This window comes from Chthoniobacterales bacterium, from assembly GCA_036569045.1.
Taxonomy (GTDB): Bacteria; Verrucomicrobiota; Verrucomicrobiia; order Chthoniobacterales; family JAATET01; genus JAATET01.
Map to the genome: position 1 here is coordinate 42,943 of DATCRI010000039.1, position 24,082 is coordinate 67,024.

Here is a 24,082-nt window from a genome sequence, read left to right on the forward strand (position 1 = left end):
TGCGGTTAGAACAGGGCCGAGACTTGGAAGCCGACCACGAGCGCGTTGGGGATGCTGCGAGTGCCGCCCGGCTGGATCACCCACTGGACGTCGGGTTGGAATTGCAGGTTCTGGGTGAGTTGCACGATGTAGCTGGCCTCGAAAACGGTCTCGAGGGTGGAGAAGCCGGCGCCGGCCGCGGCCTGCTGCCGGGCATAGTCGCGGCTGAATCCCCCGAGGTAGGCATTCAGCAGCGCGGTGTCCCGGTCGCGGCCGGGGATCAATCCCTGCCATGCGATCCCGCCGTAGGCCATGAGCGGCAGGAGGGCGAACTCCTCCTGCGGTGAGAAGGTGAGGCCGCTCCAGACGGTGAGATTGTGATCGGGATTTGCCGTGCTGCGCCAGACCATCTGCTGTCCCTGGGTGTAGAAGCCGAACGCATTGTGCGCGACGCCACCGGTGAAGGTCGGGAACGTGTAGTTCGCGTAGTAGCCGCCGAAGGAATAGTGCCCCGGAAGGCTGGGATCTGCCGCAGCCACGGTCTTCTTGTCGGGGGGCGTCGGACTCGTCGTGTCGGGGGCGGCGAAGGTCGGCAGCCATCCGGCTTCGAGCATGAGGAGCTCGCCGTCACCACGCTCGATCGCGAAATTCACGCCATGATTGGCCGGCACGCCGGTTTGCGGGCTGGCCTGGAAAATGCCGGCCTGAAGATAGGTCGCCGCGGTGGGCATTCCCTTCACGAAGGCGCCCCACGACGCGGAGCCGGTGGCGTGGAAGGGCGCGTTCGTGAAGAGCGAGGTCGGGTTGCCATTGACCGCGCCGCCGACGGGCAGTCCCATGATCGGGAGCGTGGCGAAGAATTCCCCCGCGGACATGCGGCCGATGCGGAGGTCGATCCGCCCGTCCGAAAACTGCTGCCGCAGATAGAGGCTGTAGAGCGCGAAGGTGTCCGACACGACGGCCTGCGACAGCGTGAAGACATTCCCGACTTTCTCCGAGAGATTGAAGCCGGCGAAATCCGTCGCGGAGGCGAAGACCGAGCCGCCCTGCCAGCCGAGATGGTCGAAGTGATACTCGCCGCCGAAGACGAGAAGCTGCGCCCAGGAGCTGCCCCGCTCCCGGCCGCCGACGGGATTTGTGAGCCAGGTGCCCCAGTAGTTCGCGAAGGGATCGAAGCTGTGGTGCTCGAGCGCGGTGAAGCCGGCGTCGATCTGCCTTTCGACCGTGGTGCCGATCTCGCGAATCGGCATTCGCGTGCGGTTCACCGGCTGGTCGGTGACATGGGGCGGAAGTTTCGCCGCATCGGCGGTGCCGATGGCCGCGCACCCGAGAGCGAGGAGCGAGATGCGGGAAATGCGGAAGTCCATGCGGAACAAAAAAGGCGGCACGAGGAAGCGCAGCCTGTTTTGTGCCAGAAGGGCGGCTCGTCCGGAAGTCGCGCGTCAGGGCGTTGCGAAATGAATGCCGTGCTCCTCGGCGATCGCGATGATGCGCCCCATGTCCGGCCCCGCCGCGCTGGCGAATTCGGCCGCGCATTTCGCGAAGAAGTCCTCGAAGCCCGCCGGCGAGGTCGTGACGATCATCTCGAGCGGCTCGGCGGTGTTGTTCCTGAAGGTGTGGATGCTCATCCGGGGACAGAAGACGCGGCTGCCCGGACCGATGTCTCGCCATGCACCGTCGGCGAAGAAACTGGCGGTGCCCGAGAGCACGTAGAACCACTCGTCCTCGTTGGTGTGCCAGTGCGGGGGCGGCCCTCCGCCTGGCGGCGTGACGGAGCGGGCCTGGGCGAACCTGCCGCCGGTCTCGTTGCCGGAGAGGTAAACATGCACTTCGTCGCCGAAGGCGCGCAAAATGCGTTCTGCGGCTGGCGGATGGATGGCAACAGGGGTCGACATGGTCCTTTTCCTCCCTCGAACCTTCGCCGCGGGCAAGTGAGAAAACGACGGGTTTTGGTGTCCGCGCAGGGATCTTCCGAAGGGCGGGTGAGGCATTTCTTGCGGGGATCGGGACATTTCGGCCCGCGAGCTGCTACACTCTCCACCGGAACAAGATAGAGACGTATGCCAAAAATCCGACTTTCCGGGACCGTGCTCGGTGCCGATGACCCCAGCCGCGCCACCCGCGCCCGCCTTCTTTACCTCCTCTTCGCCAAGGGATGGGACATCTATAATTCCAATGGCGACCAGCGCATCAGCCTCTCGAATATCGAGAGAAAAATCATCGAGTCGGATGCCTTCGTGTTCACGCCCGGCGCGACGCTCGAGGATATGTTCAAGGCGATTTCGATCTTCGTGGGCTTCCAGACTCTCGACCAGAATCTCACCGGCAAGCCGACCGTCATTCTCAACGAGGACGCGTCGTGGAACCCCTTCTTCGAGGTGCTCACCCACCTTCACATGATGGGAACCGTCCGGCAGAACTACGAAGACTTCCTCCTCACGGTGGAATCGGCCGAAGCCGTGCTCGACACGCTCGAGCGCGCCAAGACGCGCGGCCTGCCCGCCTCCGGCCACCATGCCGTCGAGGAAAGCGCCGACACGATTCTCGATACGCCGGTGCCCGATGACTACGTCGGCAACGCCTGCGTGTTCTGCTCCGCGTCGCTGGAAGATCCCATCTACCTTTCGGAGGGCGAGGCGATCGGCCGCATCCTGGCCGAGAACAGGATCGGCTGCATTTCCGGCGCCGGGCGATCCGGCATCATGGGCGCGGTCGTGCGGGGTTCCGTCGAAGCCGGCGGCTGGGCCGGCGGTTCGAACGTGCCGCACATCATCCAGCTCGAAGGTTTGCCCGACGGGCTCTCCAGCTTCTGGCTGCGGCCGGACATCTACACCCGCATGGAGGTGATGATCGAGAATTCCGACGCTTTCATCATTTTCCCCGGGGGCGCCGGCACCGTGCAGGAACTTCTCGCGCTGATGATCTTCAAGCACCGCCAGAGCCCGATGATGGAGGGCAAGCCGGTGGTGATCTACAACCGCCGCAATGCCTCCGGCCTCGGCTTCTGGGATCCGCTCATCACGCTGCTTCGCGGCATGAGCATTCCCGGCGACTTCGTCGTCGTCGAGGAGCTGGAGGAGATTCTTCCTGCGATCCAGCCCGGGATGAAGAAACGTCGCGCGATGGAATCCGCACCCCTCGCCGGGGTGTAAGCCGTCGCAGCGAGCGCCGGCCCGGGAGCGGAACTCGACGCGGCGGATTCAATCAGCGGATTCCGAGCCGGGGCGGAGACGATCCGGCCGGCCGGCCTGCCAGCAGACGAGGCTCGCGACCGCTCCCGCGGCCATCGCGACGGCGAATTTGAAGGCGCTGCCGTAGAGCAGCGGCGCGATGAGGCCCGAGCCGAGCGTAAAGAGCATCATGAAAATGAACGTCTGGAACGACGCGGCGAGTCCGCGCATTTTCGGAAACATTTCGAGCGCCATCACGGTCATTGCGGGTGTTGCGGCGGCCGCGCCGAAGGAATACCCGATCATCGGCACGATGGCCCACGGGATCCGCGCTTCGGTCGTCGCGCAGAGGATGAGATTCGCGGCTGCGGAGATGAACATGATCGCGAATGAGCTGAGGATGATCCCTTCCGCCCGCACGGTGTGGCTGAGGCGACCGGCGACGATCGAGCCGAGGGTCATGCCGCCGATCAGCGGAATGAAAAGCCACGCGAACTCGGTGACGGACAGGTGCAGGATGTCCATGACGAAGGCCGGCGCCCCGGCCACGTAGATGAGGACGCCGAAGAACGCCAGGGCGTTGCTCGTCGAGCGGAGCATGAACCGCAAATCTCCGCCGACCTGCGCGTAACCCTGCAAGATGGCGCGGAGCTGAAACGGGGCGCGTTTTTCCCGCGGCAGGCTTTCCCGAAGGAAGACCGCGCAGGCCGCGAGCAGGAGGAACGAGAACGCCGCGATGAAGAGGAAGATGGAGCGCCATCCGAACGCCGCCTGCAGCCAGCCGCCGGCGATGGGTGCGATGGCGGGGGCGAGGCCGAAGACGGCCGAGATGTAGGCCATCGCGCGATTGGCCTCGTTACCCGTGCAGAGATCGCCGACGACGGCGCGACCGATCACGGCGCCGGCGCCGGCGGAAAGTCCCTGCAGCAGGCGAAAGAGCAGGAGCGATTCGAGCGAGTTCGCGCAGGCCGCGCCGACGGAGCTGAGGAGATACAGGACGAGGGACGCGAGGACGACGGGCCGCCGGCCAAAGGAATCCGACAGCGTGCCGTAGAAGAGCGTCATCACCGCAAAGGCAAATACATAGACGGTGAGCGACTGCTGTGCGGCGACCGCCGAGACGGAGAACTGCCCCGCGATCGCCGGAAGCGCCGGCAGGTAGGCGTCGATGGACAATGCGCCGAGCATCGACAGAGCGGCGAGGATCGCGATGAGCAGACGGGTCATTGGCAGGCGGAATGTAGCGTGGCTCCGGCGCAACGCTCGCAAAATTCCCGCCCGCGGGTCGTTGATTTTGCGAGAGAACGTGACGAAGTTTGCGGCCTATGAAACGCACCGCATCTGCCGTTTGGTTGGGGAATCTTCAGGAAGGCCAGGGCGCTCTCACGACGCAGAGCGGGGTCTTCAGCGATCAGCCGTATTCGTTCCGTTCGCGCTTCGGCGACGGCACGGAGACGAACCCCGAGGAACTCATCGCCGCGGCGCACGCGGGTTGTTTCACGATGGCGCTCACGCTTTTCCTCGGAAACGCCGGCTTCACCGCCGAGCGGCTCGAGACGAAGGCCACTCTCACGCTCGATGCCGAGAAGCTCGTGATCACCACGATCCATCTCGACCTCTCCGGAAAGATTCCCGGCATCGACGCCGCGAAGTTCGAGGAGATCGCTGGCCAGGCGAAGGCGAACTGCCCGGTCTCGAAGGTGCTGAACGCCGAGATCACCCTCGGCGTGACGCTCGAGACGTAATCATCCCGGGCTGGCGGCGAGGCGAGCGTTCAGCTGGCGAGGGCCTGCTGCGCGGCGGCCCGGTCGGGATAGATCGGCGCGAGGACATGGAGGCCGGAGATTTCGAAGATCTCCCGGATCGTGCCTGACATGCCGCAAAATGCGATTCGGAGGCCGGTGGCTTTGCGGGTGACGCCGAGGATGGCCCGCAGGCCCGCCGAGCTCATGTATTCGACGCCGGAGAAATCGAGGGTGAGGGATTTCGTGGCGGCGGGGATGCCGGCGAGCATTTCCTTCTCGAAGGTTGCGGAAGAATTGGCGTCCAGTCGGCCAGCGAGGCTCGCGACGAGGTCGCTGTCTCCGGAAAATCGAATGATCATTGGCGGGAAGGAGCGATGCCCCGGGTGCCCACGATCGTGGTTCGCACCGTGGCGTCGAGGGTTTCCAGGAGGGGCGACGCGGCAAGAGTGGACGAGTTGCGTTCCCCGTTGAGATTCATGAGGATGAGGCGGCCACGGCCGCGGCCGTAAAGGTTCACGAAATCGTAAATACAGCCGGCGACGACCAGGTTGCCGGCGGCGATCTCGGGGGCATAGCGGGCGGCGGCCATCTCGGCCTGGAAGTCGACATTGGCTTCCGCCGAGGCGAGCCAGTCGGCCTCGGTGTCCCCGGAGGTGCCGACCCCCTTCAGCGGAAGGTGCAGGCCGTTAAGTTCGCGAACGATTTCCCAGGATTCGTTACGATAATCGGTCCTCGCGGCCGCGATGGCGCCGCAGCGGGTATGGCCGACGATGAGAAGCAGCGGTGTCTTGAGATGGCGCACTCCGTAGTCGACCGAGCCCGCACCGGACTGGAGCTGGTTGCCGATGTTCTGCACGACGAATGTCCGGTCGATCGGGTCGAAGTTGAACACGAGCTGGTGCATCCGCGAGTCGCAGCAGGTGAGCATCGTCACCGAAGGGTGCTGCGACTTTTCGTAGGTCTCGAAATGCTCGGGATTGCGGGCTGAAACGAAGAGGTCGTTTCCCAGAAAAACCTCGTGCAGCGCAGAGAGGGGAGTAGGAGCGGCGGTCATGCGGATTGCGGAAGGCGCGCACTATGTCGATGGGATGGGGCGATGTAAAGTGCCGCACAGGTGGTGAAGCGTCCACATGGTCCTCTCGTGATAACCGATCAGGGCGACCGCCACGGCGCGCTCGTCGTAATCGAGGGGGGTGTCTTCGCCGAGATATTTCTTCCGGAGATCCTGGATGGCGGTGCCGGGGGCCGCGGTCAGCCGTCCGAGCATTTCGAGGTCATCCTTTTCCCCATTGGATGCGCTGATCGCGAGCTGGAGCGCCAGGTCGAGGGACTCGACGAGATTGTGGACAAGCGGGGATACCGACGAGCTGGGTTGGAGGCGGGCCAGCTCCCGGGAAACGCCGTTCACGGCCTCCTCGATGGCGAGGATGAGGTCCAGCCGGCGCTGGGCCTGGAGCAGGGCCACCGAGATCTGGTGGCTGCGCACCCGCCGATCGGCGAGGGCTGCCAGGAAGACCTGGACTTCGTGGATGACGGAGAGGGAGGCGGTATGGAGCGTGCCGACCGGAGGCGGGAGCGGGGCGGAGGCCTCGGCGCGGAAGCCGGCCAGGTAGAGCGGCATTCTCGCGAGAAGATCACGCAATTCCTGCTCCGCGAGCGACAGACCGGTGGGAACGTCCTGGACAGCCCCGTCATAGATGTAACGGGGTCGGGACAGGTCCTCCTCGACCGTGGGAGGTGCCAGCCGCTTGAGAATCCCGGGCATCCAGGGGGCGAGAGCATAGGCAAACCCGACGCACAATCCCTGCTGGACGAGAAAAACCATCGCCAGGACAAGGTCCTCACTGGCGCCGGCGGGGCTGATCTCGTGCCCGGAGAATTTCGCAGTGTAGTAGAAGCCCAGCATGACGATGCCCGCGAGGAGGTTGATGATGCTTTCGAACAGGGCGATCTGGCGCATCTCGCCCCGGAAGTGGGCGGTGAGATAATAGGCGCTGATGCCCGTGCCGAGCGCCGTTCCGATGAGCATGAGGAGCGCCTGGTTCTGGGAAAAGATGCCCGACGTGCACAGAGTCATGCCGATCAGGGCGACGGCGGAGGTCGACTGAATGGGAACCCGCAGGGCCGCGCCGAGCGCAAAGGCGACGAGGCCGGAGGTGGGCATCTGCGCGATGAAGGCCGCGAAGGTCGGATCCCGACTTAGGTCGCTGAGGCCGACCTTGAGCAGGCGCAGCCCGAAGAGGAGAAGCCCCAGGGAATACAGGGGCGGCATGATCCATTTGATTCTTCCGCCCAGGCCGAAATTCACGCAGATCCCCGCCAGCCCGATCAGCGTCATGGCGAGGATGTGAACGGGCAGCGTGTTCAGAAACACCAGCGTGACGAGGCCGAGATTCGACCAGGCGACAATGGGAAGCGCCTGTCGCAGCGTGGCGAGGCCGCGAGAGATCAGGCCGGCGAGGATCACCGCGGTGCCGATCGAGGTCTGCGTCACCGTCCCCATGAGGAATCCGCTCCACGCGGAAAGGACCGGCGAGGCGGTGGCGCGCCGGAGAAACGTGCGAAAGTTTCGACCGGGAAGCTGCTGAAGATTCGATCGAATGCCGCCGACTCCGGTAAAATAGAGGCCCAGGCCGGCGAGCAAGGTGGTGATGATCTCCAACATCGAGGCGATGCCTATATTTGGAGAATCGTCCTAAAGCAACTTCGGGTAATCTCGCTGAGCGCACTGCGGCCGGCAGAATCCGCCGATTTCTTCGAAACGGGAGAGCCGATGACGAAGCGGGGCTCCCTTCCGTTGGCGCGAAATGGCGAAGGCCGCCTTCCTTGCGGAACGGCGGCCTTCGAAAAGCGTGGCAATCGGGCGGTTTAGCCGCCGTAGGAGCCTTCCACGCGCTCGGCGACGTCCTTGTAGCCGTAGTCGACTTCGTAGATCTGCTTCATCGCGCCGATGGATTTCTCCTTGTCGCCCATCTTCTCGTAAACGAGGCCGAGGTTGTAGACGATGTCCTTCTTGACGTTGTCCATCGCGATGAGCTCGCCGGCGGCGTCCTCGAGAGTCTTCGAGGCGAGGTCGAGCATGTTGCGCTCGACGAAGCACCTGCCGAGAAGGTTCATCGCGCGCAGGCGAACGTTCGGATTCTGGCGGGCCTTCTGCAGCTCGGGAATCGCATCCTTGTATTCGCCGGCATTGACGAGAATCTCGCCGAGTTCGAAGCGCATCGCGAGGTCCGTGGGATTCTGGTCCACGCGCATTCTGGCATCCTGCAGGAGGAGGCCGGCGCGGTCGCGTTTGATCGTCTCGAGCTGGTCACGATACTGCGCGGTCTCGGCCGCCTCGGGATCGGCGCTGGCGAGGTAGGCTTCGTATTGTTCGATGCTCGCGTCGTATTGCTTGATGCGAAGGTCGGAGGCCTTGCGGACGAGCGAGCCGTCGGTGTTGTTCGTGAGGCTGGCGGCGTAGCTGAACCACTGGACAGCGTTGTCCAGGTCTTCCTTCTGCTCGTAAAGTTCCGCAATCTTGCGGGCGGTATCGACGCTCTGCGGATTCTCCTCGTATTTCTGGCCGAGCTCGGCGAGCTGCTGCTCGATCATTTCGGCACTGCGGACGACGCGGCTCTGCTGCTCGAGCGAGACGGCCTGGTCCTTGTCGCGGATGAGGTCGCGGTAGGTGGCGTCCTTCTGCTCCCAGCCGCCCTTTTTCATGGAGGCGTGGGCGGAGGCATCCTTGCCGGCCTTGATGGCGATGAGGTCGGAGGGGTTGATCTCGGTGATCTTGCCGTAGACGTCGACGGCCTTTTCCGCCTGATCTGTGGAGACGTAATGCTTCGCGAGTTCGTGAAGCATCTTCACGTCGCGGGGCGCGCCCTGCACGATGGTCTCGAGGGCGAACGTGGCGGTCTCGGTCAGATTCGCGGCCATCGCGGCGTCGCGGAGAAGCAGATTGAAGGGCTGGCTCTGCGGTTCGGTCTCGAGGAGCTTCTCGATCTCGACAATGGCGCCCTGGGGGTCCTTTTTCACCTGGCCCGCGATCTTCATCGTCGAAAATCCGCCGCCGCCGGAGAGCATGCTCTTCCTGGCGCCGGCGTTCTTGGCGATCTCGGCCTTGCGCAGGATCTGGCGGCCCTGAAGAAACTCGGGCTCCGCCTTCAACACCGTTTGCAACAGCTGGATCACATAGCCGTAGTTTTTGATTTGCATCGCGCCGAGGGCCTTCAGCCAGGTGGAGCGGTGCGGTTCGGGGAGGTCTTTTTCGGTCTTAACAGCCATAGGAGGACGGAACTTTCAATGTGGGGGAGACAGGGGGACTTGGAAAGTCGTTTTCGTTAAGGTCGGCTAATTAAGGAAAGTGTCGCCGGATCACGCCGAAAGGGCGGCGTGAATCGCAAATCCGGCGCTGAGGGTGCCCAGCGGCGCAATGATCTGGATGCCGTCCTTTTTCTCGAAGGGCTTCGGCGGCTGGCTGTCGGGCAGTCCCCAGCATGGCTCGATGCAGACGAAGGGGCCGTCGCTCCAGAGCGTGCAATACGGCGCCTCGGCCATGTCGACGGTGACCGAGTGCCCGGAGGCGTTGTCGCGCAGCGTGAACCGGCGATCCGGCACCTGCGAGAGCTCGAGCAGATACGAGCCTGGCAATGCGGCCTTGTCGAAGGGCATGGGACCGCCCGCGTGCGGCACCTCGACGACCTCGCCATCGAGGAAATTTCCCGGCGCCATGTGGCGACGATAGGTCCCCGCCGGCAGGAGCACGTCGGCGGATTCGAGGCACGACACCGCAAAGCCCGGATGCACGCCGAAGCTCACATGCGCGTCCTGCGTGGTCTCCTCGTTCGTGAAGGTGAACTCCACGCGCACACCGTCGGGCAGCAGGCGATAGGCGAGCGCGAGCGACACCCGCAGCGGATACGCGCCCTCGGGAATGCGCTCGACCGGCACCAGATACGTGAGCGCGCGGACGTTGGGGTCGAACGTCGGCGGATCGAAGTCAAACCCGCGCAGGAAGCCGTGGTTTCCGCCGCGAATTTCCACGCCGCGGTAGAGCGAACGCTCGCCCACGAGCCGATGCAGAAAATAGCCCATCAGCGTCGCGTGGTTCGCCCAGCCCGAGGGCGGCGGTGCGGTTTCGTTATCGCGATACAGCACACCCTGCCAGTTTCCGTCGGCCGTCTTGCGGGCGAGGCTCACGAGTTCCCCGCCATGGCGGCGAATGCGGATGCGCGTGCCCGCGGATTCATCCTCCAGCACGTCGTAGGTGCCATGTTCGTCCGTCTCGACTCGGTAGATGCAGCTCATGGGATGCGACGAGGTAGCAGAATCGATCGCCCGCGGGCCAGCCGTTTCGAGCCGGGGCGTTGCCCGGGAATTGCCGGCTTTCGCGACAATTCGTTCACCGCTACGGTGCGCATCATGGAATTCTACGCGTGGACCCGGGGCCTGCACCGCCTCTACGACAAGGCCGTCGCCGCCTACCGCTCCGGCGACCGGCGCGCGGACGGCTATTTTTCCGCCGCGGAGACGGAATTCCTGGCTTCAGTCGGGCTGCGGCCGATGCATCTCTACGATTTCGCCGAGGATTTCTGCGGTGGCGGCGAGCCCGACTGGGACACCGCGCTCCTCATCATGGCCGCCCGGCGCGATTACTTCCTCCATGTCCAGAACGGCGTGCCGAATCCCGCCGAAATCACCGCCGACGACCTGCCGGGGCGCAAGGCCGAGCTCGGCGGCATCCCGTGGCTCCCGCGCATCATCACAAAGGCCCGCGGCTTTCTCGAGGGCGTCCATTGCCCCGACATCATGTATTGCTGCGGCGGCGACCGGCATTTCCTGAAGGCCCACGACATTCATCCCGCCGACTTCCTCCGCGTCGTCTGGGCCGCGCAGGGCGACGACGAAAAAATCCTCCACTACGTGAGGACGGTGCGTTCGCCATGATCGCCTATCGCCAGATCGTCGCAGCCGATCTCGCGTTCCTGCCGGGAATCTTACCGCTCGGTGATCGGAAAATCCCCGTCGAGGCTCCTCTTGAGCGCCTGAAAACGGACGTCTCTGGCTGGATCGCGCACGAAGGCGATGCCCGGGTCGGCTATGCGCTGGCAAGCCGAAGTGAGGGTGAACTTCTCGCCCTCGAGGTGACCTCCGGCGGTCGAGAAGGCGTGGGCTCCGAGTTGCTGCGGCAGGCGGAGGCGTGGCTCTACTCGCACGGTTGGAAGGAAATCCGGTTCGCGTTTCCGGCGGCGCAAATGCGAGGTTTTTTCCTTGGTCAAGGTTGGGAAGACGCCAGCGAACCGGCGGGCGGCGTTCGGCTACGGAAGGCCAATCCCGACGAGGCCTTCTGCCTCGAGGAACACGTAATCACCGATGCGGCGACCGGCATCTCGCGCCTCGTGCGCTTGCAGCGTGGCCCGGGTGATCAGCCGCACCGGCTCGGCCTTTTTCTCGATGGCGAGCACTACTGGCGAGATCTGAAGGTCGTGCCGCTCCTCAATGCCCTGGTGGAAGCGGGCGAAATTCCCCGCATGACCTTCGCCTTCGTCGGCCATGTGAGTGCCGCGGCGCGGCACGAGGACTACACGGGCAACGAACGTTACTCCCGCTTCCTCGAGGACGCGGTGGTTGGGTGGTTGCGTGAGGAGATGCCCGCCCTGCAACCGAACGGTCACCTGATTGCCGGGCTCAGTCTCAGCGGGCTCATGGCCACGTATCAGACGGTGGCCTTTCCGTTGCGCTTCGGACTCTGCCTCTCGCAATCAGGCTCGCATTGGTGGAGGCCGGAGGAGTTCGCGGATCTGGTGCGGCAAAAGACGCCGCTCCACGCGAAGTTCTGGCTGAGCGTCGGCGATCACGAGACCCAGACCGGCGTCGCACATCCGCCGACCGGACTGTTTCAGGAGATCAGCCAGATCGACGGCGTGGAACGAGCCGGGCGCGTGCTGGAGGAAGCTGGCGCCACGGTGCGACACCACTGCTTTCCCGGCGAACATTCCGCGAAATGCTGGCGCGAGGAGTTGCCCGACGCGTTACGCTGGTTGCTCGGCGAATCACCGCCGGTTCAGGACTGACGCCATGAAATCCCGCGATCCCGCCCTCCAGGCCCGCATGGACCGCCTCCGACTGTGCGAGGCCGACCTGCGCATCCTCTGCACCCGCGCCAGCGGCCCCGGCGGCCAGCACGTCAACAAGGTCAGCACCGCCGTGGAGATCACCCATGTGCCCAGCGGCACTGTGGTCACGTGCAGCGATTCCCGTTCCCAGCACACGAATCGCGCTCTCGCCCTGCTCCGCCTCGTCGAGAAAATGGAGGCCGCCCGCGCCGCCGCCGCGCAGGAACGCAAGGCTGCTGCCGCGAAGGTCCGGCGCCAGAAGGCCAAGCGCTCCCGCGCCACGAAGGCGAAAATGGTGGAAGGCAAGCGCCGCCGCGGCGAGACGAAGAAACTGCGCGGGAGGGTTGTCACTTAGGGCGCACGGAGAACCCTCACGCGAGGGTTTCCCGATGCCGGGATTCCTGCTTTGCTTGAGCGACTGATCCCATGGACGTCCTCTCTCTCGAGCTTCCCGGCATTCCGAAGTTGCGCAGCGGCAAGGTGCGCGAGGTTTTCGACCTCGGCGACTCGCTGCTGCTCGTCGCGACCGATCGTATCTCGGCCTTCGATTGCATCCTGCCCAACGCCATTCCGCGGAAGGGCGAGGTGCTCACGCGCACGGCAAATTTCTGGTTCGAGAAACTCGACTTCATTCCGAATCACCTCGTCGAACATCCCTTCGGCTGGCTGCCGGAGAAATTGAAGCCATTCGCCGAGCCGCTCGCGGGGCGGTCCATGATCGTGCAGAAGGCGATTCCGCTGCCCGTCGAGTGCGTCGTTCGTGGCTATCTTGCCGGCTCCGGCTGGAAGGATTACGAAGCGAGCGGCGGCATCTGCGGGCACGAGCTTCCGCCCGGCCTGCGCCAGGCCGAGCGCCTGCCGGAGCCGATTTTCACGCCTTCGACGAAGGCCCAGACCGGGCACGACGAGAATATCTCGTGGAAGGATTGTCGCCGCATTCTCGGTGACGAGGTTGCCCAGCGCGTGAAGGAATGGAGCCTCGAACTCTACGAACACGGCCGCGCCTTCGCCGCCCAGCGAGGAATCATCATCGCCGACACGAAGTTCGAGTTCGGCATGATCGGCGACGACCTCGTGCTCATCGACGAGTGCCTCACGCCCGACTCCTCGCGCTTCTGGCCGGCGGATCAATACGAGATCGGGATGAGCCCGCCGAGCTTCGACAAGCAGTTCGTCCGCGACTACCTCGACTCGCTCACCTGGAATAAGAAACCGCCGGCGCCCGAGCTGCCGGCCGACGTCGTGGCGAAGACCTCAGAGAAATACATCGAGGCCTACACGCAGCTCACCGGGCTGAAATTCAGGTAGGCATCGGGTATCAGGTATTGGTTGGAAGGCAGCCATCGGAAAACCAATGCCCAATACCGAGAGCCCAATGACCACGGCGATCGACAGCTTCCTGCTCTTTCTCGCGACCGAGCGCGGCCTCTCGGACAACTACCAGCTCTCCACCCGCCAGTCGCTCGAGGCCTTTGCCGCGTGGGCCCGCGCCCAGTCGCTCGACCTGGCCGCCATCGAGGCCGGAAATCTCAGCGACTACCTCGCGCACCGGAAACGCGCCGGTCTCGCCGCCGCGTCGATCAAGGCCGAGGCCGTCGCCCTGCGCATTTTCTTCCGGTTCCTCGTCGCGCGGAATCACCTCCGGCGCGACCCTGCGGAGTTCATCTCGATCCCGCGCATCGAGCGCTACCTGCCCGACACGCTCAACGTCCCCGACGTCGAACGGCTGCTGGCGGCCGTCGGCGAGACCGATCCGCTGGCGCTGCGCAACCGCGCCATCTTCGAGCTGCTCTACGCGTCGGGCCTGCGTATTTCCGAGCTCTGCAACGTGCGTCTCGAGAGCCTCGACCTCGAGGAGGGCTGGATCCGCGTGACCGGCAAGGGCAACAAGACGCGCATCGTGCCCGTCGGCAGCAAGGCCCGCGACGCCATCGCGCGTTACCTTTCCACCGAGCGCCCCAGACTCGTCGGCCCGAAGACCGGCGCCGAAATCTTTCTCTCGAACAACGGGAAGAAGCTCACCCGCGCCCGGGTCTGGCAGCTCATCAAGCAATACGCCGAACTCGCCGGGCTCTCGGGCAACATCTACCCGCACCTGCTCCGGCACAGCTTCGCGACGCATCTGCTTTCCAATGGCGCCGATCTGCGCGTCATCCAGGAGCTGCTCGGCCACGCCGACATTTCCACGACGGAAATCTACACGCACGTGGACCAGCGCCGATTGAAGGCGGTCCACAAGAAATTCCACCCGCGCGCCTGAGGATTTTTTGACAGAATTAACGGAATTTAAGGAATTATTCTTCTGATCAAAGAAACTGCGGCGACTCTCGAAGAGCGATTCTCTTTCCTTAAAATTCCCTGAATTCCGTTAATTCTGTCCAAGGAGTCCTTCCAGCATCGCCCTCCGTCGGGCGTGCTCCTCGTCGCTGATCACGGAAACCAGCGCGCTGCCGTCGAAGGCCGGCAGGTCCACCCATGAGCGGCAGCCGCCGTATTTCTTCTCCATCCGCAGGCGCTGCGGTGGCTCGAGGCGAAAGACGCGCACGAAGGCGACGTGCAGGCCGGGCGCTTCGTCGTAGCGGAAGCGTTCCTCGATGATCTCGTCGCGCCAGACGTGCAGGTCGCGCAGGCGATTCACGACATCGAGGTCGGTGACGAGGCGGGTCCACTCCACGGTCGCCGCGTAGGCGATCTCGATCTCTTCGGCGAGCGCGGTGGGCACGGGCGTGTCCGCCGGCAGGGTCGTGCGCTCGAGTTGTTCGTGGAACCACGTGGGGAAGAGGAGGAACTCCTCGTGTTTGAAGGCGAAGCCGGCGCGGCCTTCCGCGATGCCGCCCTTGCGCAGGATCACACTTTGTCGTCCGCTGCCGAGCGCTTCGCAAATGAGCGCCCACTCTTTGAATGCCACTGTCATGTCGCAGGCCAAAATTTAATTGGAGCAATCGCCCGCGCAAAGCGAAGAATGTGGGCATCATGCTTCACCGGTTCGACCTGCACGTGCATTCGTTCTTTTCGGCGGATGCCGCCAGCGCGCCCGAGGCGCTCATCGCCGCAGCCCGGCGCAAGGGCCTGTCCGGCATTGCGATCACCGATCACAACTCCTGCGAGTCGGCGATCTATTGCCGCCAGCACGGCCTCGCGAATGCCGAGGGCACGCCCGTGGATGGCTTCCTCGTCGTGCCCGGCGTCGAGGTCTCCACCGCGGACGGCCACATGCTCTGCATCGGCACCATGCTGCCCGACATGCTTGGCCGGCCTGCCGTGGAGGTGGAGGCGGCGATTCACGAGCGCGGAGGCATCGCGATTCCCGCCCATCCCTACGACAAATGGCGCGCCGGCATTCGGGAGGGCATTCTCGACAAACTGAAGACGCCGGTGATCGAGGGCTTCAACGCGGCGGTGACGTCGCGCAATTTCAACGCGCAGGCGAAGGCCTACGCCGCGCGCACCGGCCGCGTGACGACCGCCGGCAGCGACGCGCACCATGCGAGCGCGGTCGGCACGGCCAGCACGGGCTTCGAGCTCGAGGAGTTGTCCGTGGCGGCGCTGCTGCGGGCGCTCCCCGGCGGGGGCGAGTTGAACGAGACCTACCTCACGCGGATGGAGGGCATCAAAAAACACTTCGGGAACTGGTTCCGAGTCTTCAATCCCGACCCGCGGAAGCCGCGGTAGGCCTTACACCACGAAGCGCTTCGTGCGGCCGCCGATGCCGGTGAAGATGTGCCAGGCGATCGTGCCGCCCCATTCCGCGAGTTCGGCAGCGAAGATCTCCGCGTCGCCCTGCGCGCCGAGGAGCACGACTTCGTCGCCGAGCGCGACGGAGGGAACGTCGGTCACGTCGATGAGGAGCTGGTCCATCGTCACGCGACCGAGCAGGGCGCAGCGTCGCCCGCCGATCAGCACGCATGCGCCGCGATTCGAGGCCTGGCGCGGGTAGCCGTCGGCATATCCGGCCGCGATCGTCGCGATGCGCATCGAACGGGGCGTTACGAACGTCCGGCCGTAGCTGATGCCGCGACCGGCGGGCACTTCACGGACCAGCAGCACGCGGGTCTTCCACGCGAGGGCGGGCCGCAGCTCGGGCTGGAAAGCCGGGATCGGCGCGCTACCGTAGAGCATGAGGCCCGGCCGCACGAGGTCGAAGGCGAATTGCGGGTAGCCACAGATGCCGGCGCTGTTGAGCGCATGGAACCTGGCGTGAGGGGCAAGTGCGCGGGCTTCGGTCGCGAATTCCGCGAAGCCGGCGAGCTGGTCCCCGGTGAACGCCTCGTCCTCGTCGGGCACGGGCAGATGCGTCGCCACGCTGTGCAGGACGATATTGGGAAGCTTCGTGATGGCGGCAATCTCGGCGAGAGCCCCGCCGTGCCAGGCGCCGATGCGGCCCATGCCGGTATCGACCTTCAGCGAAACCCGGCCGCCCGCAAAGGTGCGGGCTTCCTCCACGCTCGAGACGGTCGCGATGCAACCGAGCCTGACGGCGTCGCGGCGCTCTCCCGGCAGGCAGGGGCTGAGCAGCAGGACATCGCGCTCCGGCGCGAGGGTGCGCACGACGGCGGCCTCGGAGACATTGGCGACGGCAAAGAGCTCGACGATGTCCCGCAGCGCGTCGACGGCGACATCGACGCCGTGGCCGTAGGCATTGGCCTTCACCACGGCGATGAGCTCCCGGCCGGAATGGCGGCGGGCGAACTCCGCATTGTGCCGGATGGCCGCCGGGTCAATCTCTGCCCACACCCGGGCTTCGCCGGAAGTGCTCACTTGCTCCTGCCGGTCTTGCCGCCGGCGCTCGAAAAATCCATCGCCATGCAGATAGCCCGGAAACGCGTCCTCCGCAATTATTCGCCGGAGGTAAGAGCTCGGAGCTCGGCCTCGCGGGGCGAGCAGACCGCGTAGAACCAGTCCTGCTCGCCCTTGTGGAGATCGATGTAGCCGAGCATCTGCAGGGTGCCGAGCAGGCGGTGAAGCGTCGAGAAATCCGGCTCGATGACCGTGAGCCTGGAGATTGGGGCGTTGCCCGCCCGATGAATGGCGACGAGCAGCTCCCACGCGCGATCGATCTCGTGGGGCGAGAGCCGCCGCACGGGCGTGAAATTTCCCCAGATGGCAAAGGTGACTCGCACCGGCAGGAGCAGGAAATCCGGGATGAGGTGCCAGCCAATGATGGCGCGGTCGGAAGGCGGAGCGAAGCGGCGACGAACCGCGTCGACCACGCCCCAGAGCAGCAGGCCGATCGCGAGGGCCAGGGCCGTGCCGGGAATCCACCGCGGAGTTGCGGGGCCGAAGTCGCCCTTCGCGGCCGTCACGAGGCCGAGAAGGATCAGCACGAAAAAGAAATACGCGAGATTCCAGGCAAGGATCGCGCCGACGAGAGAGACGAGGCCGGCGCCGATGGCGTGTCGGTTGTGCGCACGGATTTCCGAACGAAACGCCGGGGGCGCTGCGTTCATCCCGTCGGGGAGCGGTAGCCGTCGGGATCGATCTCCACCTCGGCGAAGCCCGTAGCCAGCAGGCCGGACACGACATCCGAGGCCGCGAGACGGGACATCTCGGCGGGAGCGATCTGCACCCGCGCACCGGGCCTCTCGCCATCGACGTATCGCACCCGAAACACGCGGAACCCGAGCGAGCGCACGAAGGCCTCGCCGCGTTCGACGAGGGCAAGCGCCTCGCGGGTGACCGGGGTGCCATGGGGAATGCGCGAGCTCAGGCAGGGCTGGGCGGGCGCGTCGGCCGTGGGCAGGCCGAGCTCGCGGGAGAGCGCGCGCACATCGGCCTTCGTGAGGCCGGCCTGCTTGAGTGGCGCAATGACGGAAAATTCCCTGGCGGCCTGCGAGCCGGGACGGAGATGCGCGGGATCGTCGGCATTCTCCCCGTAGGCGATCGCGGCGAACCGACGGTCGCGCGCGAGGGCGTCCATCCGCTGGAAAAGCTCCGCCTTGCAGAAATAGCAACGGTTCATCGGATTCTCCGCGTAGCGCGGGTCCTCCAGCTCCTCGGTCTGCACGACCTCGACGGGTGCGCCGAGGTCCCGGGCGAGGGCGAGGGCATCCGCGAGGGCCTGACGGGGCAGGCTGGGACTGTCGGCGATCACGCCGAGCATGCGGTCGCCAAGCGTGCGATGGGCGATGGCGAGCAGGCAGGCGCTGTCCACGCCGCCGGAATAGGCGACAGCAATCGGCGCGTGAGAGCGCAGAATCGATTCAAGGATGGCAACTTTCTCGCGCATGACGTTCCCAAGCGATACACCAAGGCGGCTGGTCGCGCCATGTCTGCCGACGGATATTCGCGCCAAGGCTGCTGCGCCGGTGATCCGGCCTATGCGGGTTTTGTCGGCGGGATCGACGCTGTCAGAGGGCAGTGCGTTCGAACAGCACGTCGAGCGGCATCTGGATGCCGATGAAGAACTCGCCAAATTCCGCATATTGCGCGCTCACTTCGTCGAAGCGCATCTCGTAGACGATCGCCTTGATGTCGCTCGTCGTGTGCGCGAAGAGCGTGACGCCCCACTCGCCGTCGTCGAGGCCGGTCGAGCCGGTGATGAGCTGCCGCACGCGGCCGGCGTAGGTGCGACCGACCCGTGCGTGCCCGGCCATGAGCTTCTTGCGCTCCTCGAACTCCAGCGCATACCAGTTCTGCCGGCCGCCATTCCGGCGTTTTGACATCGGGTAAAAACAGAAGACCGGCCAATCCGCGAGATTAGGCTCGAGCCGGTCCTTTCCGTATTTCGCCATGCGCTCGCGGAAGCTTGCGATGCGTTCGTCGAAAGCCGGCGTGCCGGGGACGATGTCCTCCTCGGCGGCGAGGCTGGCGGCAAATTCCTCCTCGCTCGTCGTGTATTCGCTGCGCTCCGTCATGGAGAGCCACGAGAATTCCGGCACGAGCACGCCGGGCCCGAGCGAGAGCGCGAGCTGCTTGCTGATGCGGTCCACTGCGTGCAGATCCGGGCAGACGAGCATGAAGCCGAGGTCGGCCTTCGGGGTGACGATGCTGAGCGTGAGCAGCTGCGTATCCGCCTCGGCGCGAATGTCTTTCACGAGATCGGCGAGCTGCGTCTTGGCCTCCAGACGCTCCTGCGGGGAGTAGAGATCCCACTGGGAATGCTCGATGCGAAGGAAGAGGTGGAGGACGTGGCGCCCTTCGGTGGGTAAAATGGAATCCATGGACGGGGAGAAATTCCCGCTTCGCCGCGGAAAAAACAATTGCAATCCCCGTTCAGATTTCTACTTTCGCCTCTCAAGGGGAAACCAATGGCAGACGTAGCAAATAAATATCCGGAAAACGTAGCTGGGAAATTCTACTGCGACGATCAGTGCATCGATTGCGATCTGTGCCGTGAGACGGCGCCGGCGAATTTCACGCGCAACGACGACGGCGGCCATTCTTACGTCTACAAGCAGCCCGAGACTCCCGAAGAGGAGGCTCTCTGCATCGAGGCGATGGAAGGCTGCCCGGTCGAAGCGATCGGCAACGACGCTTAATCGCGTCGCCGCGGAGGCGATTTCATGATCTCGAAATCGCTTCGCCGCCGCGTCGTCGAAGAATGGCGCGGCCTTCCCGAAAAGCCCGAGGGGCGTCCTCTGGTTGTCGTTTCCGACGCCATCGACGCCCTCATCAGGAAACTCGGTCTTACCGAGCGCATCAACGAAGGCGATATTCTCGCCGCGTGGCGCGAGGTCGTCGGTGATTTTGTCGCCCAGCACTCCCGGCCGTCGCGGCTGGTGAACGGCGTGCTCCATGTCGAGGTGCAGCAATCGAGCGTGCGTTACGAACTCGACCGCACCTGGCGCCCCGAGATTCTTCGCAAGCTTCAGGCGCGCTTCGGCAGGAACGCCGTGAGGGAAATCCGTCTGTAATTTATCCGTGCCCTTCGCGGGCTCCGTGCTTCAATCTCTGCCCGTGCTCCGCAACCTCCTTCTCGACTGGTCCGGCACGCTGGCGGACGACCTCGGCCCCGTTCTCAAGGCGACGAATGCGATTTTTCGGCAATATGGCCGAAAGGGTTTGAGTCGCGAAGAGTTCCGCACGCATTTCCGGCTGCCCTTCTCCGAGTTCTACGCGGAGTTTCTTCCCGAGGCTACGCTCGAGGGTCTGGAGCCGCTCTACGAAAAGTTCTTCGCGGGCCTCCACGACGAGGTCGAACTGCTGCCCGGCGCCCGGGAGTTTCTCGAATTCTGCCACCGCTCGCAGCGGCGGATTTTCCTGCTCAGCACGATCAAGGCGAACCATTTCGAGGCGCAGGCGGGTCGGCTGAGAGTGCGGGACGCCTTCGAGTTTCCCTACGTGGAGATCATGGACAAGCGGGAGAAGATTCGTGAAATTCTCGCGACGCACCGCCTGGATCCGCAGGAGACGGCCTTCGTCGGGGACATGGTGCACGACATCGAGACGGCCCGGCACGGAGGCGTGATGTCGATCGCAGTGCTCACCGGCTTCGATTCCCTGGAGAAGCTGGCGCCGGCCCGGCCCGACGTGATCGTGACCGGCTTGCCGGCATTGCAAAAGCTGCTCGGCGGCATGACGGTGATTGGCGGCCCCCTGCTTGCGACGTCGCCCGCGTGAACATGTCCGGCGACTGGATCGAAATTCGCGGCCTCGAGGTCGACACTCACATCGGAGTGCCGGAGACGGAGCGCGCCACCCCGCAGCGGCTGCTCGTGGACGTGCGTCTGAAGCCTCCGCGCCGCTTTTCGGAAATGCCCGATTCCATCGCGGCCACGGTCGACTATTTTGCGCTCGCGCAGCGCATCGTCTCGCTTGCCGCGGAGCATTCCCGGCGTCTCATCGAGACGCTCGCCGACGACATTGCCGACATGGTGATGCGGGAAACGGCGGTGCAGTGCGTGGAGGTGAGCGTGCGTAAATTCATCCTGCCGAACGCCGAATTCGTGGCCGTGCATTGCACCCGCGAAAAGTGAAAGAAACCATTGACGCGAAAAGCGATTCTGATAGCTTCCGAAGTCCGCGCTGCGGGTGTAACTCAGTGGTAGAGTGCAACCTTGCCAAGGTTGAAGTCGTGAGTTCGAACCTCATCACCCGCTCCACTTCCTCGTTTGGAGGGAGTTGAAGCAGCTTCCCGGGGGCTTTTCCTTCGGGAATTTTTTTACCCGGATCCCGGGCGCGATTTCAGGCCGTGCGCAGGGTGGCTGTGCGCAGGTGCTCGAGAAAATCCTCGTAGGCGTTGCGGATGCCGCTTTCGAGATCGAAGGAAGGCCGCCATCCCGTGGCGAGCAGCTTCGAGCTGTCCATGAGCTTGCGCGGCGTGCCGTCGGGCTTCGTGGTGTCCCATTCGAGGCGGCCTTGGAAGCCGATCACGCGGGCGATCGTTTCGGCGAGCTCGCGAATGGTCACGTCGGAGCCGTAGCCGACGTTGATCCAGTCCGGGGGATCCTCCATCTGCAGCACGGCGAAGAGGCCGGCGGCAAGGTCGTCGGAGTGGAGGAACTCGCGATACGGCGAGCCGGTGCCCCAGATGGTGACGCTCTCGGCGTGGGATTCCCTGGCTTCGTGGAAGCGGCGAATGAGTGCCGGCAGCACGTGCGAGTTGTCGGGATGGTAGTTGTCGCCGGGGCCGTAGAGATTCGTCGGCATGGCGGAGTGGAACAGCACCCCGTATTGTTTGCGGTAATACTGGCAGAGCTTCAGTCCGGTGATCTTGGCGATGGCGTAGGGCTCGTTCGTCGGCTCGAGCTCGGAGGTGAGCAGGCATTCCTCGGTCATCGGCTGCGGGGCGAGCCGCGGATAGATGCAGGAACTGCCGAGGAAGAGCAGGCGCTTCACGCCGCTGAGCCAGGCCTGGTGAATGACGTTGTGCGCACTGGCGAGATTCTCGTGGAGAAACTCGGCGGGATACGTGGAGTTCGCGTGAATGCCGCCAACGCGGGCGGCGGCGACGATCACGACCTCCGGCTTCTCGGTCTCGAAGAACGTCTTCACGGCCGCGGCATCGGTCAGGTCGAGCTCGGCGCGAGTGCGGAGGATCAGGTTCTCGAAGCCCCTGGCCTCGAGCAGGCGAACCACGGCAGAACCGACCATGCCGCGATGGCCGGCAACGTAGACGCGAGTGGATGGGGTCATTGGAGCGAGGAGGTTGCGGATCAGGGCTGAATAGAGGAGACGGCCTCGTTATAGGCAAGCTCGCGCCGCGCCAATTCGAGATCGGCCTCGGTCATGATCTTCACGAGCTCCTTGAACTTCACCTTGGGTTCCCAGTTGAGCTGACGCTTCATTTTCGAGGGGTCGCCGATGAGCAGGTCCACTTCGCTCGGGCGTTCATAGCGCTCATCGTGCTTCACGTATTCCTTCCAGTCGAGTCCGAGGAGGCCAAAGCATTCCTCGCAGAACTCGCGCACCGTGTGGGTCTCGCCGGTCGCGCAGACGTAGTCGTCGGGCTGGTCCTGCTGGAGCATCAGCCACATCACCTCGACGTATTCCTTCGCGTAACCCCAGTCGCGCTTCGCGTCGACGTTGCCGAGGAAGAGCGAATCCTGCAGGCCCATCTTGATGCGGGTGGCGGCGCGGGTGATCTTGCGCGTGACGAAGGTCTCGCCGCGGCGGGGACTCTCGTGGTTGAAGAGGATGCCGTTCGAGGCGTGGAGGTTGTAGGCCTCGCGGAAATTCACGGTGAGCCAGTAGGCGAAAACCTTCGCGCAACCGTAGGGCGAGCGCGGATGGAAGGGCGTGGTCTCGCTCTGCGGGACTTCGTGGACCTTGCCGAACATCTCGGACGACGATGCCTGGTAGAAGCGGACGTCCTGCGTGAGGCCGGCCTCGCGAATCGCGTCCAGGATGCGCACGGTGCTCAGCCCGCTCACGTCGCCGGTGTATTCCGGAATGTCGAACGACACCCGCACGTGGCTCTGCGCGCCGAGATTGTAGATTTCGTCCGGCTTCAAATCGTAGAGCAGCTTCACGAGGTGCACGGAGTCGGCGAGGTCGCCGTAGTGCAGGTAGAGTTTCGTGCCGTGAACGTGCGGGTCGTTGTAGAGGTGGTCGATCCGCGAGGTGTTGAACGTCGAGGCGCGGCGGATGATGCCATGCACTTCATAGCCCTTCGCCAAAAGAAACTCCGCGAGGTAGGAGCCGTCCTGTCCCGTGATGCCGGTGATGAGTGCTTTCTTCATGACGATAAGGTGCGCAAAAATCAGCAATCTGTCGTTGCGGAGTTGCGCAAATAAAGTTTGTGTAAATGCGCAATGGCGGCTCGACGATTGGTCATTCTGGCCCTTGGGGCGGTGACGGAGAGCGATCTTTCTCTTTTGGAGGGGGCTCGCGAGGCGGCGGCGCGGCGTCGGGATTGGGATTTTGTGGTGCTGCCGGGCGGATACGAGGCCGCGTTGCGCGATCTGGCGGCGTTGGGCGAGCTGCATGGAGCGATCGGGGATTTCGTGAGCGATGCCTGGCTGCGGGAAATTCCGGGCCGGCCCGTGAAGTGGGTGCAGGTCGCCCAAATCTCGCGTCTGGAGGACGGGGTGAACGTGACCGCGCCGTATCAGGCAATGGGGCGACGGGCCGCGGAGACGTTGATTGCCGGCGGCAGCGCGCATTTTGCGTTTGTCGGAGCGGGCGGACAGTTTGCGACGAGGGAACTTGCGGCGGGATTCGGCGCGGAGGTGGGGACGCGAGGTTTCGAGTGGACGAGCTCGACGGCGGTTTCGGCAGCGCATGTGCAGCAATTTTTGCGCGGGCTTCCGCGACCGGTGGGAGTGCTGGCGGGGTCGGACCGCCTGGCGCGGCTGGTGGTCGGCGCGGCGCGACAGCTGGGCTGGCGGTGTCCGCAGGATGTGGCGGTGATCGGTGTGGGCAATCAACGACTGGAATCCGTGCATGCGGGGCTGCCGCTTTCGAGTTTCGAGTTGCCGGGGCGCGAGATGGGGCGGCAGGCGGCGGAAGTGCTGGCGAGGCTGCTGGATGACGAAGCGATTGCCCCTGGAGTTTATCCCGTGGCGGGCGCGCCGATTCTGCACGAGCGGGAAAGCAGTCTCCGGCAGGGGCGCGGCGTGGAACGGGCGCTGGCGTTTGCGCGCAGCCGACTCGACCAGCCGCTGCAGGTCAGCGATCTTGCGCGCGAGGCCGGGATGTCGCGGCGGTC

The 24,082-nt window shown here is 64.6% G+C and carries 28 protein-coding genes and 1 tRNA gene; 14 read left to right on the top strand and 15 right to left on the bottom strand.

Annotated elements, in window-relative coordinates:
• Positions 1 to 5: 5 nt before the first annotated feature.
• On the bottom strand, positions 6 to 1,346 hold the full coding sequence (locus VIM61_07840) for a carbohydrate porin (protein HEY8900308.1): 1,341 nt from the start codon (positions 1,344 to 1,346) through the stop codon (positions 6 to 8).
• A gap of 75 nt (positions 1,347 to 1,421) precedes the next feature.
• Positions 1,422 to 1,874, bottom strand: a complete 453-nt coding sequence (locus VIM61_07845) for a cupin domain-containing protein (GenBank protein ID HEY8900309.1) — start codon at positions 1,872 to 1,874, stop codon at positions 1,422 to 1,424.
• A 192-nt stretch (positions 1,875 to 2,066) separates the two neighbouring features.
• Between VIM61_07845 and VIM61_07850 the strand changes: the two genes are divergently transcribed.
• Positions 2,067 to 3,131 (top strand): LOG family protein, encoded by a 1,065-nt coding sequence (locus VIM61_07850; protein ID HEY8900310.1) that lies wholly within the window; start codon positions 2,067 to 2,069, stop codon positions 3,129 to 3,131.
• Between the two features lie 48 nt (positions 3,132 to 3,179).
• Here VIM61_07850 and VIM61_07855 read toward each other — a convergent pair whose 3' ends face one another.
• The gene (locus VIM61_07855; protein ID HEY8900311.1) at positions 3,180 to 4,376 is read right to left on the bottom strand and encodes a multidrug effflux MFS transporter; all 1,197 of its coding nucleotides are present in this window, start codon (positions 4,374 to 4,376) and stop codon (positions 3,180 to 3,182) included.
• A gap of 98 nt (positions 4,377 to 4,474) precedes the next feature.
• On the opposite strand from VIM61_07855, the gene VIM61_07860 reads away from it, so the two are divergent.
• Positions 4,475 to 4,894, top strand: coding sequence for an OsmC family protein (locus tag VIM61_07860; GenBank protein ID HEY8900312.1), 420 nt, complete (start codon positions 4,475 to 4,477; stop codon positions 4,892 to 4,894).
• 29 nt (positions 4,895 to 4,923) lie between these two features.
• Here VIM61_07860 and VIM61_07865 read toward each other — a convergent pair whose 3' ends face one another.
• The 5 genes from VIM61_07865 to VIM61_07885 form a co-directional block, all read right to left on the bottom strand.
• On the bottom strand, positions 4,924 to 5,253 hold the full coding sequence (locus tag VIM61_07865) for an STAS domain-containing protein (protein HEY8900313.1): 330 nt from the start codon (positions 5,251 to 5,253) through the stop codon (positions 4,924 to 4,926).
• Positions 5,250 to 5,948, bottom strand: coding sequence for a carbonic anhydrase (locus VIM61_07870; GenBank protein HEY8900314.1), 699 nt, complete (start codon positions 5,946 to 5,948; stop codon positions 5,250 to 5,252). Before VIM61_07870 ends, VIM61_07865 begins: the two co-directional genes overlap by 4 nt.
• A 21-nt stretch (positions 5,949 to 5,969) precedes the next feature.
• On the bottom strand, positions 5,970 to 7,559 hold the full coding sequence (locus VIM61_07875; protein ID HEY8900315.1) for a Na/Pi symporter: 1,590 nt from the start codon (positions 7,557 to 7,559) through the stop codon (positions 5,970 to 5,972).
• A 203-nt stretch (positions 7,560 to 7,762) separates the two neighbouring features.
• Complete coding sequence (locus VIM61_07880; GenBank protein ID HEY8900316.1) at positions 7,763 to 9,163, bottom strand: tetratricopeptide repeat protein; 1,401 nt, start codon at positions 9,161 to 9,163, stop codon at positions 7,763 to 7,765.
• Positions 9,164 to 9,253: 90 nt separating this feature from the next.
• Positions 9,254 to 10,186, bottom strand: coding sequence for a hypothetical protein (locus VIM61_07885; protein ID HEY8900317.1), 933 nt, complete (start codon positions 10,184 to 10,186; stop codon positions 9,254 to 9,256).
• 3 nt (positions 10,187 to 10,189) lie between these two features.
• Between VIM61_07885 and VIM61_07890 the strand changes: the two genes are divergently transcribed.
• From VIM61_07890 to xerD, 5 genes are all read left to right on the top strand, one after another.
• On the top strand, positions 10,190 to 10,825 hold the full coding sequence (locus VIM61_07890) for a DUF5069 domain-containing protein (GenBank protein ID HEY8900318.1): 636 nt from the start codon (positions 10,190 to 10,192) through the stop codon (positions 10,823 to 10,825).
• Entirely contained in the window at positions 10,822 to 11,952 is a 1,131-nt protein-coding gene (locus VIM61_07895) for an alpha/beta hydrolase-fold protein (GenBank protein HEY8900319.1), read from the top strand. Before VIM61_07890 ends, VIM61_07895 begins: the two co-directional genes overlap by 4 nt.
• Before the next feature lie 4 nt (positions 11,953 to 11,956).
• Positions 11,957 to 12,349: a peptide chain release factor-like protein gene (locus VIM61_07900; GenBank protein HEY8900320.1), complete on the top strand. Its 393-nt coding sequence runs from the start codon at positions 11,957 to 11,959 to the stop codon at positions 12,347 to 12,349.
• A 71-nt stretch (positions 12,350 to 12,420) separates the two neighbouring features.
• Positions 12,421 to 13,302 (top strand): phosphoribosylaminoimidazolesuccinocarboxamide synthase, encoded by an 882-nt coding sequence (locus VIM61_07905; GenBank protein HEY8900321.1) that lies wholly within the window; start codon positions 12,421 to 12,423, stop codon positions 13,300 to 13,302.
• Between the two features lie 46 nt (positions 13,303 to 13,348).
• Positions 13,349 to 14,254 carry a site-specific tyrosine recombinase XerD gene (xerD, locus tag VIM61_07910; GenBank protein HEY8900322.1) on the top strand — a complete coding sequence of 302 codons (906 nt, stop codon included), beginning with the start codon at positions 13,349 to 13,351 and terminating at the stop codon, positions 14,252 to 14,254.
• Between the two features lie 108 nt (positions 14,255 to 14,362).
• Here the strand turns inward: xerD and VIM61_07915 are convergent, their stop codons facing one another.
• Positions 14,363 to 14,908, bottom strand: coding sequence for a DUF1802 family protein (locus VIM61_07915; protein ID HEY8900323.1), 546 nt, complete (start codon positions 14,906 to 14,908; stop codon positions 14,363 to 14,365).
• Positions 14,909 to 14,967: 59 nt separating this feature from the next.
• Here VIM61_07915 and VIM61_07920 point away from each other — a divergent pair, with 59 nt between their 5' ends.
• Entirely contained in the window at positions 14,968 to 15,666 is a 699-nt protein-coding gene (locus tag VIM61_07920) for a PHP domain-containing protein (protein HEY8900324.1), read from the top strand.
• A gap of 3 nt (positions 15,667 to 15,669) precedes the next feature.
• On the opposite strand, the gene alr is transcribed toward VIM61_07920, so the two are convergent.
• The 4 genes from alr to VIM61_07940 all read right to left on the bottom strand — a co-directional run bounded on the left by alr (position 15,670) and on the right by VIM61_07940 (position 19,154).
• A complete protein-coding gene (gene alr, locus VIM61_07925) occupies positions 15,670 to 16,752 on the bottom strand; it encodes an alanine racemase (protein HEY8900325.1) in 1,083 nt (360 codons plus the stop codon).
• Positions 16,753 to 16,829: 77 nt separating this feature from the next.
• Complete coding sequence (locus VIM61_07930) at positions 16,830 to 17,441, bottom strand: hypothetical protein (GenBank protein HEY8900326.1); 612 nt, start codon at positions 17,439 to 17,441, stop codon at positions 16,830 to 16,832.
• Positions 17,438 to 18,220 (bottom strand): ATP-dependent sacrificial sulfur transferase LarE, encoded by a 783-nt coding sequence (gene larE, locus VIM61_07935; GenBank protein ID HEY8900327.1) that lies wholly within the window; start codon positions 18,218 to 18,220, stop codon positions 17,438 to 17,440. The genes VIM61_07930 and larE overlap by 4 nt, the downstream gene beginning before the upstream one ends.
• Positions 18,221 to 18,341: 121 nt before the next feature.
• A complete protein-coding gene (locus VIM61_07940; protein HEY8900328.1) occupies positions 18,342 to 19,154 on the bottom strand; it encodes a chlorite dismutase family protein in 813 nt (270 codons plus the stop codon).
• Between the two features lie 87 nt (positions 19,155 to 19,241).
• Between VIM61_07940 and VIM61_07945 the strand changes: the two genes are divergently transcribed.
• The 5 genes from VIM61_07945 (at position 19,242) to VIM61_07965 (ending at position 21,035) form a co-directional block, all read left to right on the top strand.
• Positions 19,242 to 19,472, top strand: a complete 231-nt coding sequence (locus VIM61_07945) for a ferredoxin (protein HEY8900329.1) — start codon at positions 19,242 to 19,244, stop codon at positions 19,470 to 19,472.
• 24 nt (positions 19,473 to 19,496) lie between these two features.
• A complete protein-coding gene (locus tag VIM61_07950) occupies positions 19,497 to 19,847 on the top strand; it encodes a DUF721 domain-containing protein (protein HEY8900330.1) in 351 nt (116 codons plus the stop codon).
• Between the two features lie 7 nt (positions 19,848 to 19,854).
• Positions 19,855 to 20,553 (top strand): HAD hydrolase-like protein, encoded by a 699-nt coding sequence (locus VIM61_07955; protein ID HEY8900331.1) that lies wholly within the window; start codon positions 19,855 to 19,857, stop codon positions 20,551 to 20,553.
• A 2-nt stretch (positions 20,554 to 20,555) separates the two neighbouring features.
• Positions 20,556 to 20,909 carry a dihydroneopterin aldolase gene (folB, locus tag VIM61_07960; protein ID HEY8900332.1) on the top strand — a complete coding sequence of 118 codons (354 nt, stop codon included), beginning with the start codon at positions 20,556 to 20,558 and terminating at the stop codon, positions 20,907 to 20,909.
• Positions 20,910 to 20,960: 51 nt separating this feature from the next.
• Positions 20,961 to 21,035: transfer RNA gene (locus VIM61_07965), tRNA-Gly, on the top strand.
• Between the two features lie 82 nt (positions 21,036 to 21,117).
• On the opposite strand, the gene VIM61_07970 is transcribed toward VIM61_07965, so the two are convergent.
• Positions 21,118 to 22,068: a GDP-L-fucose synthase gene (locus VIM61_07970; GenBank protein HEY8900333.1), complete on the bottom strand. Its 951-nt coding sequence runs from the start codon at positions 22,066 to 22,068 to the stop codon at positions 21,118 to 21,120.
• A 20-nt stretch (positions 22,069 to 22,088) separates the two neighbouring features.
• Entirely contained in the window at positions 22,089 to 23,114 is a 1,026-nt protein-coding gene (gmd, locus tag VIM61_07975) for a GDP-mannose 4,6-dehydratase (protein ID HEY8900334.1), read from the bottom strand.
• A 111-nt stretch (positions 23,115 to 23,225) separates the two neighbouring features.
• On the opposite strand from gmd, the gene VIM61_07980 reads away from it, so the two are divergent.
• The coding region (locus VIM61_07980; GenBank protein ID HEY8900335.1) for a substrate-binding domain-containing protein at positions 23,226 to 24,082 on the top strand (857 nt) is incomplete at its 3' end.

Coding starts and splice junctions, on each gene's coding strand:
- VIM61_07840 (HEY8900308.1), bottom strand. CDS start 1,346: ATGGACTTCCGCATTTCCCGCATCTCGCTCCTCGCTCTCGGGTGCGCG.
- VIM61_07845 (HEY8900309.1), bottom strand. CDS start 1,874: ATGTCGACCCCTGTTGCCATCCATCCGCCAGCCGCAGAACGCATTTTG.
- VIM61_07855 (HEY8900311.1), bottom strand. CDS start 4,376: ATGACCCGTCTGCTCATCGCGATCCTCGCCGCTCTGTCGATGCTCGGC.
- VIM61_07860 (HEY8900312.1), top strand. CDS start 4,475: ATGAAACGCACCGCATCTGCCGTTTGGTTGGGGAATCTTCAGGAAGGC.
- VIM61_07865 (HEY8900313.1), bottom strand. CDS start 5,253: ATGATCATTCGATTTTCCGGAGACAGCGACCTCGTCGCGAGCCTCGCT.
- VIM61_07870 (HEY8900314.1), bottom strand. CDS start 5,948: ATGACCGCCGCTCCTACTCCCCTCTCTGCGCTGCACGAGGTTTTTCTG.
- VIM61_07875 (HEY8900315.1), bottom strand. CDS start 7,559: ATGTTGGAGATCATCACCACCTTGCTCGCCGGCCTGGGCCTCTATTTT.
- VIM61_07880 (HEY8900316.1), bottom strand. CDS start 9,163: ATGGCTGTTAAGACCGAAAAAGACCTCCCCGAACCGCACCGCTCCACC.
- VIM61_07885 (HEY8900317.1), bottom strand. CDS start 10,186: ATGAGCTGCATCTACCGAGTCGAGACGGACGAACATGGCACCTACGAC.
- VIM61_07890 (HEY8900318.1), top strand. CDS start 10,190: ATGCGACGAGGTAGCAGAATCGATCGCCCGCGGGCCAGCCGTTTCGAG.
- VIM61_07895 (HEY8900319.1), top strand. CDS start 10,822: ATGATCGCCTATCGCCAGATCGTCGCAGCCGATCTCGCGTTCCTGCCG.
- VIM61_07900 (HEY8900320.1), top strand. CDS start 11,957: ATGAAATCCCGCGATCCCGCCCTCCAGGCCCGCATGGACCGCCTCCGA.
- VIM61_07905 (HEY8900321.1), top strand. CDS start 12,421: ATGGACGTCCTCTCTCTCGAGCTTCCCGGCATTCCGAAGTTGCGCAGC.
- xerD (HEY8900322.1), top strand. CDS start 13,349: ATGCCCAATACCGAGAGCCCAATGACCACGGCGATCGACAGCTTCCTG.
- VIM61_07915 (HEY8900323.1), bottom strand. CDS start 14,908: ATGACAGTGGCATTCAAAGAGTGGGCGCTCATTTGCGAAGCGCTCGGC.
- VIM61_07920 (HEY8900324.1), top strand. CDS start 14,968: ATGCTTCACCGGTTCGACCTGCACGTGCATTCGTTCTTTTCGGCGGAT.
- VIM61_07930 (HEY8900326.1), bottom strand. CDS start 17,441: ATGAACGCAGCGCCCCCGGCGTTTCGTTCGGAAATCCGTGCGCACAAC.
- larE (HEY8900327.1), bottom strand. CDS start 18,220: ATGCGCGAGAAAGTTGCCATCCTTGAATCGATTCTGCGCTCTCACGCG.
- VIM61_07940 (HEY8900328.1), bottom strand. CDS start 19,154: ATGGATTCCATTTTACCCACCGAAGGGCGCCACGTCCTCCACCTCTTC.
- VIM61_07945 (HEY8900329.1), top strand. CDS start 19,242: ATGGCAGACGTAGCAAATAAATATCCGGAAAACGTAGCTGGGAAATTC.
- VIM61_07950 (HEY8900330.1), top strand. CDS start 19,497: ATGATCTCGAAATCGCTTCGCCGCCGCGTCGTCGAAGAATGGCGCGGC.
- folB (HEY8900332.1), top strand. CDS start 20,556: ATGTCCGGCGACTGGATCGAAATTCGCGGCCTCGAGGTCGACACTCAC.
- VIM61_07970 (HEY8900333.1), bottom strand. CDS start 22,068: ATGACCCCATCCACTCGCGTCTACGTTGCCGGCCATCGCGGCATGGTC.
- gmd (HEY8900334.1), bottom strand. CDS start 23,114: ATGAAGAAAGCACTCATCACCGGCATCACGGGACAGGACGGCTCCTAC.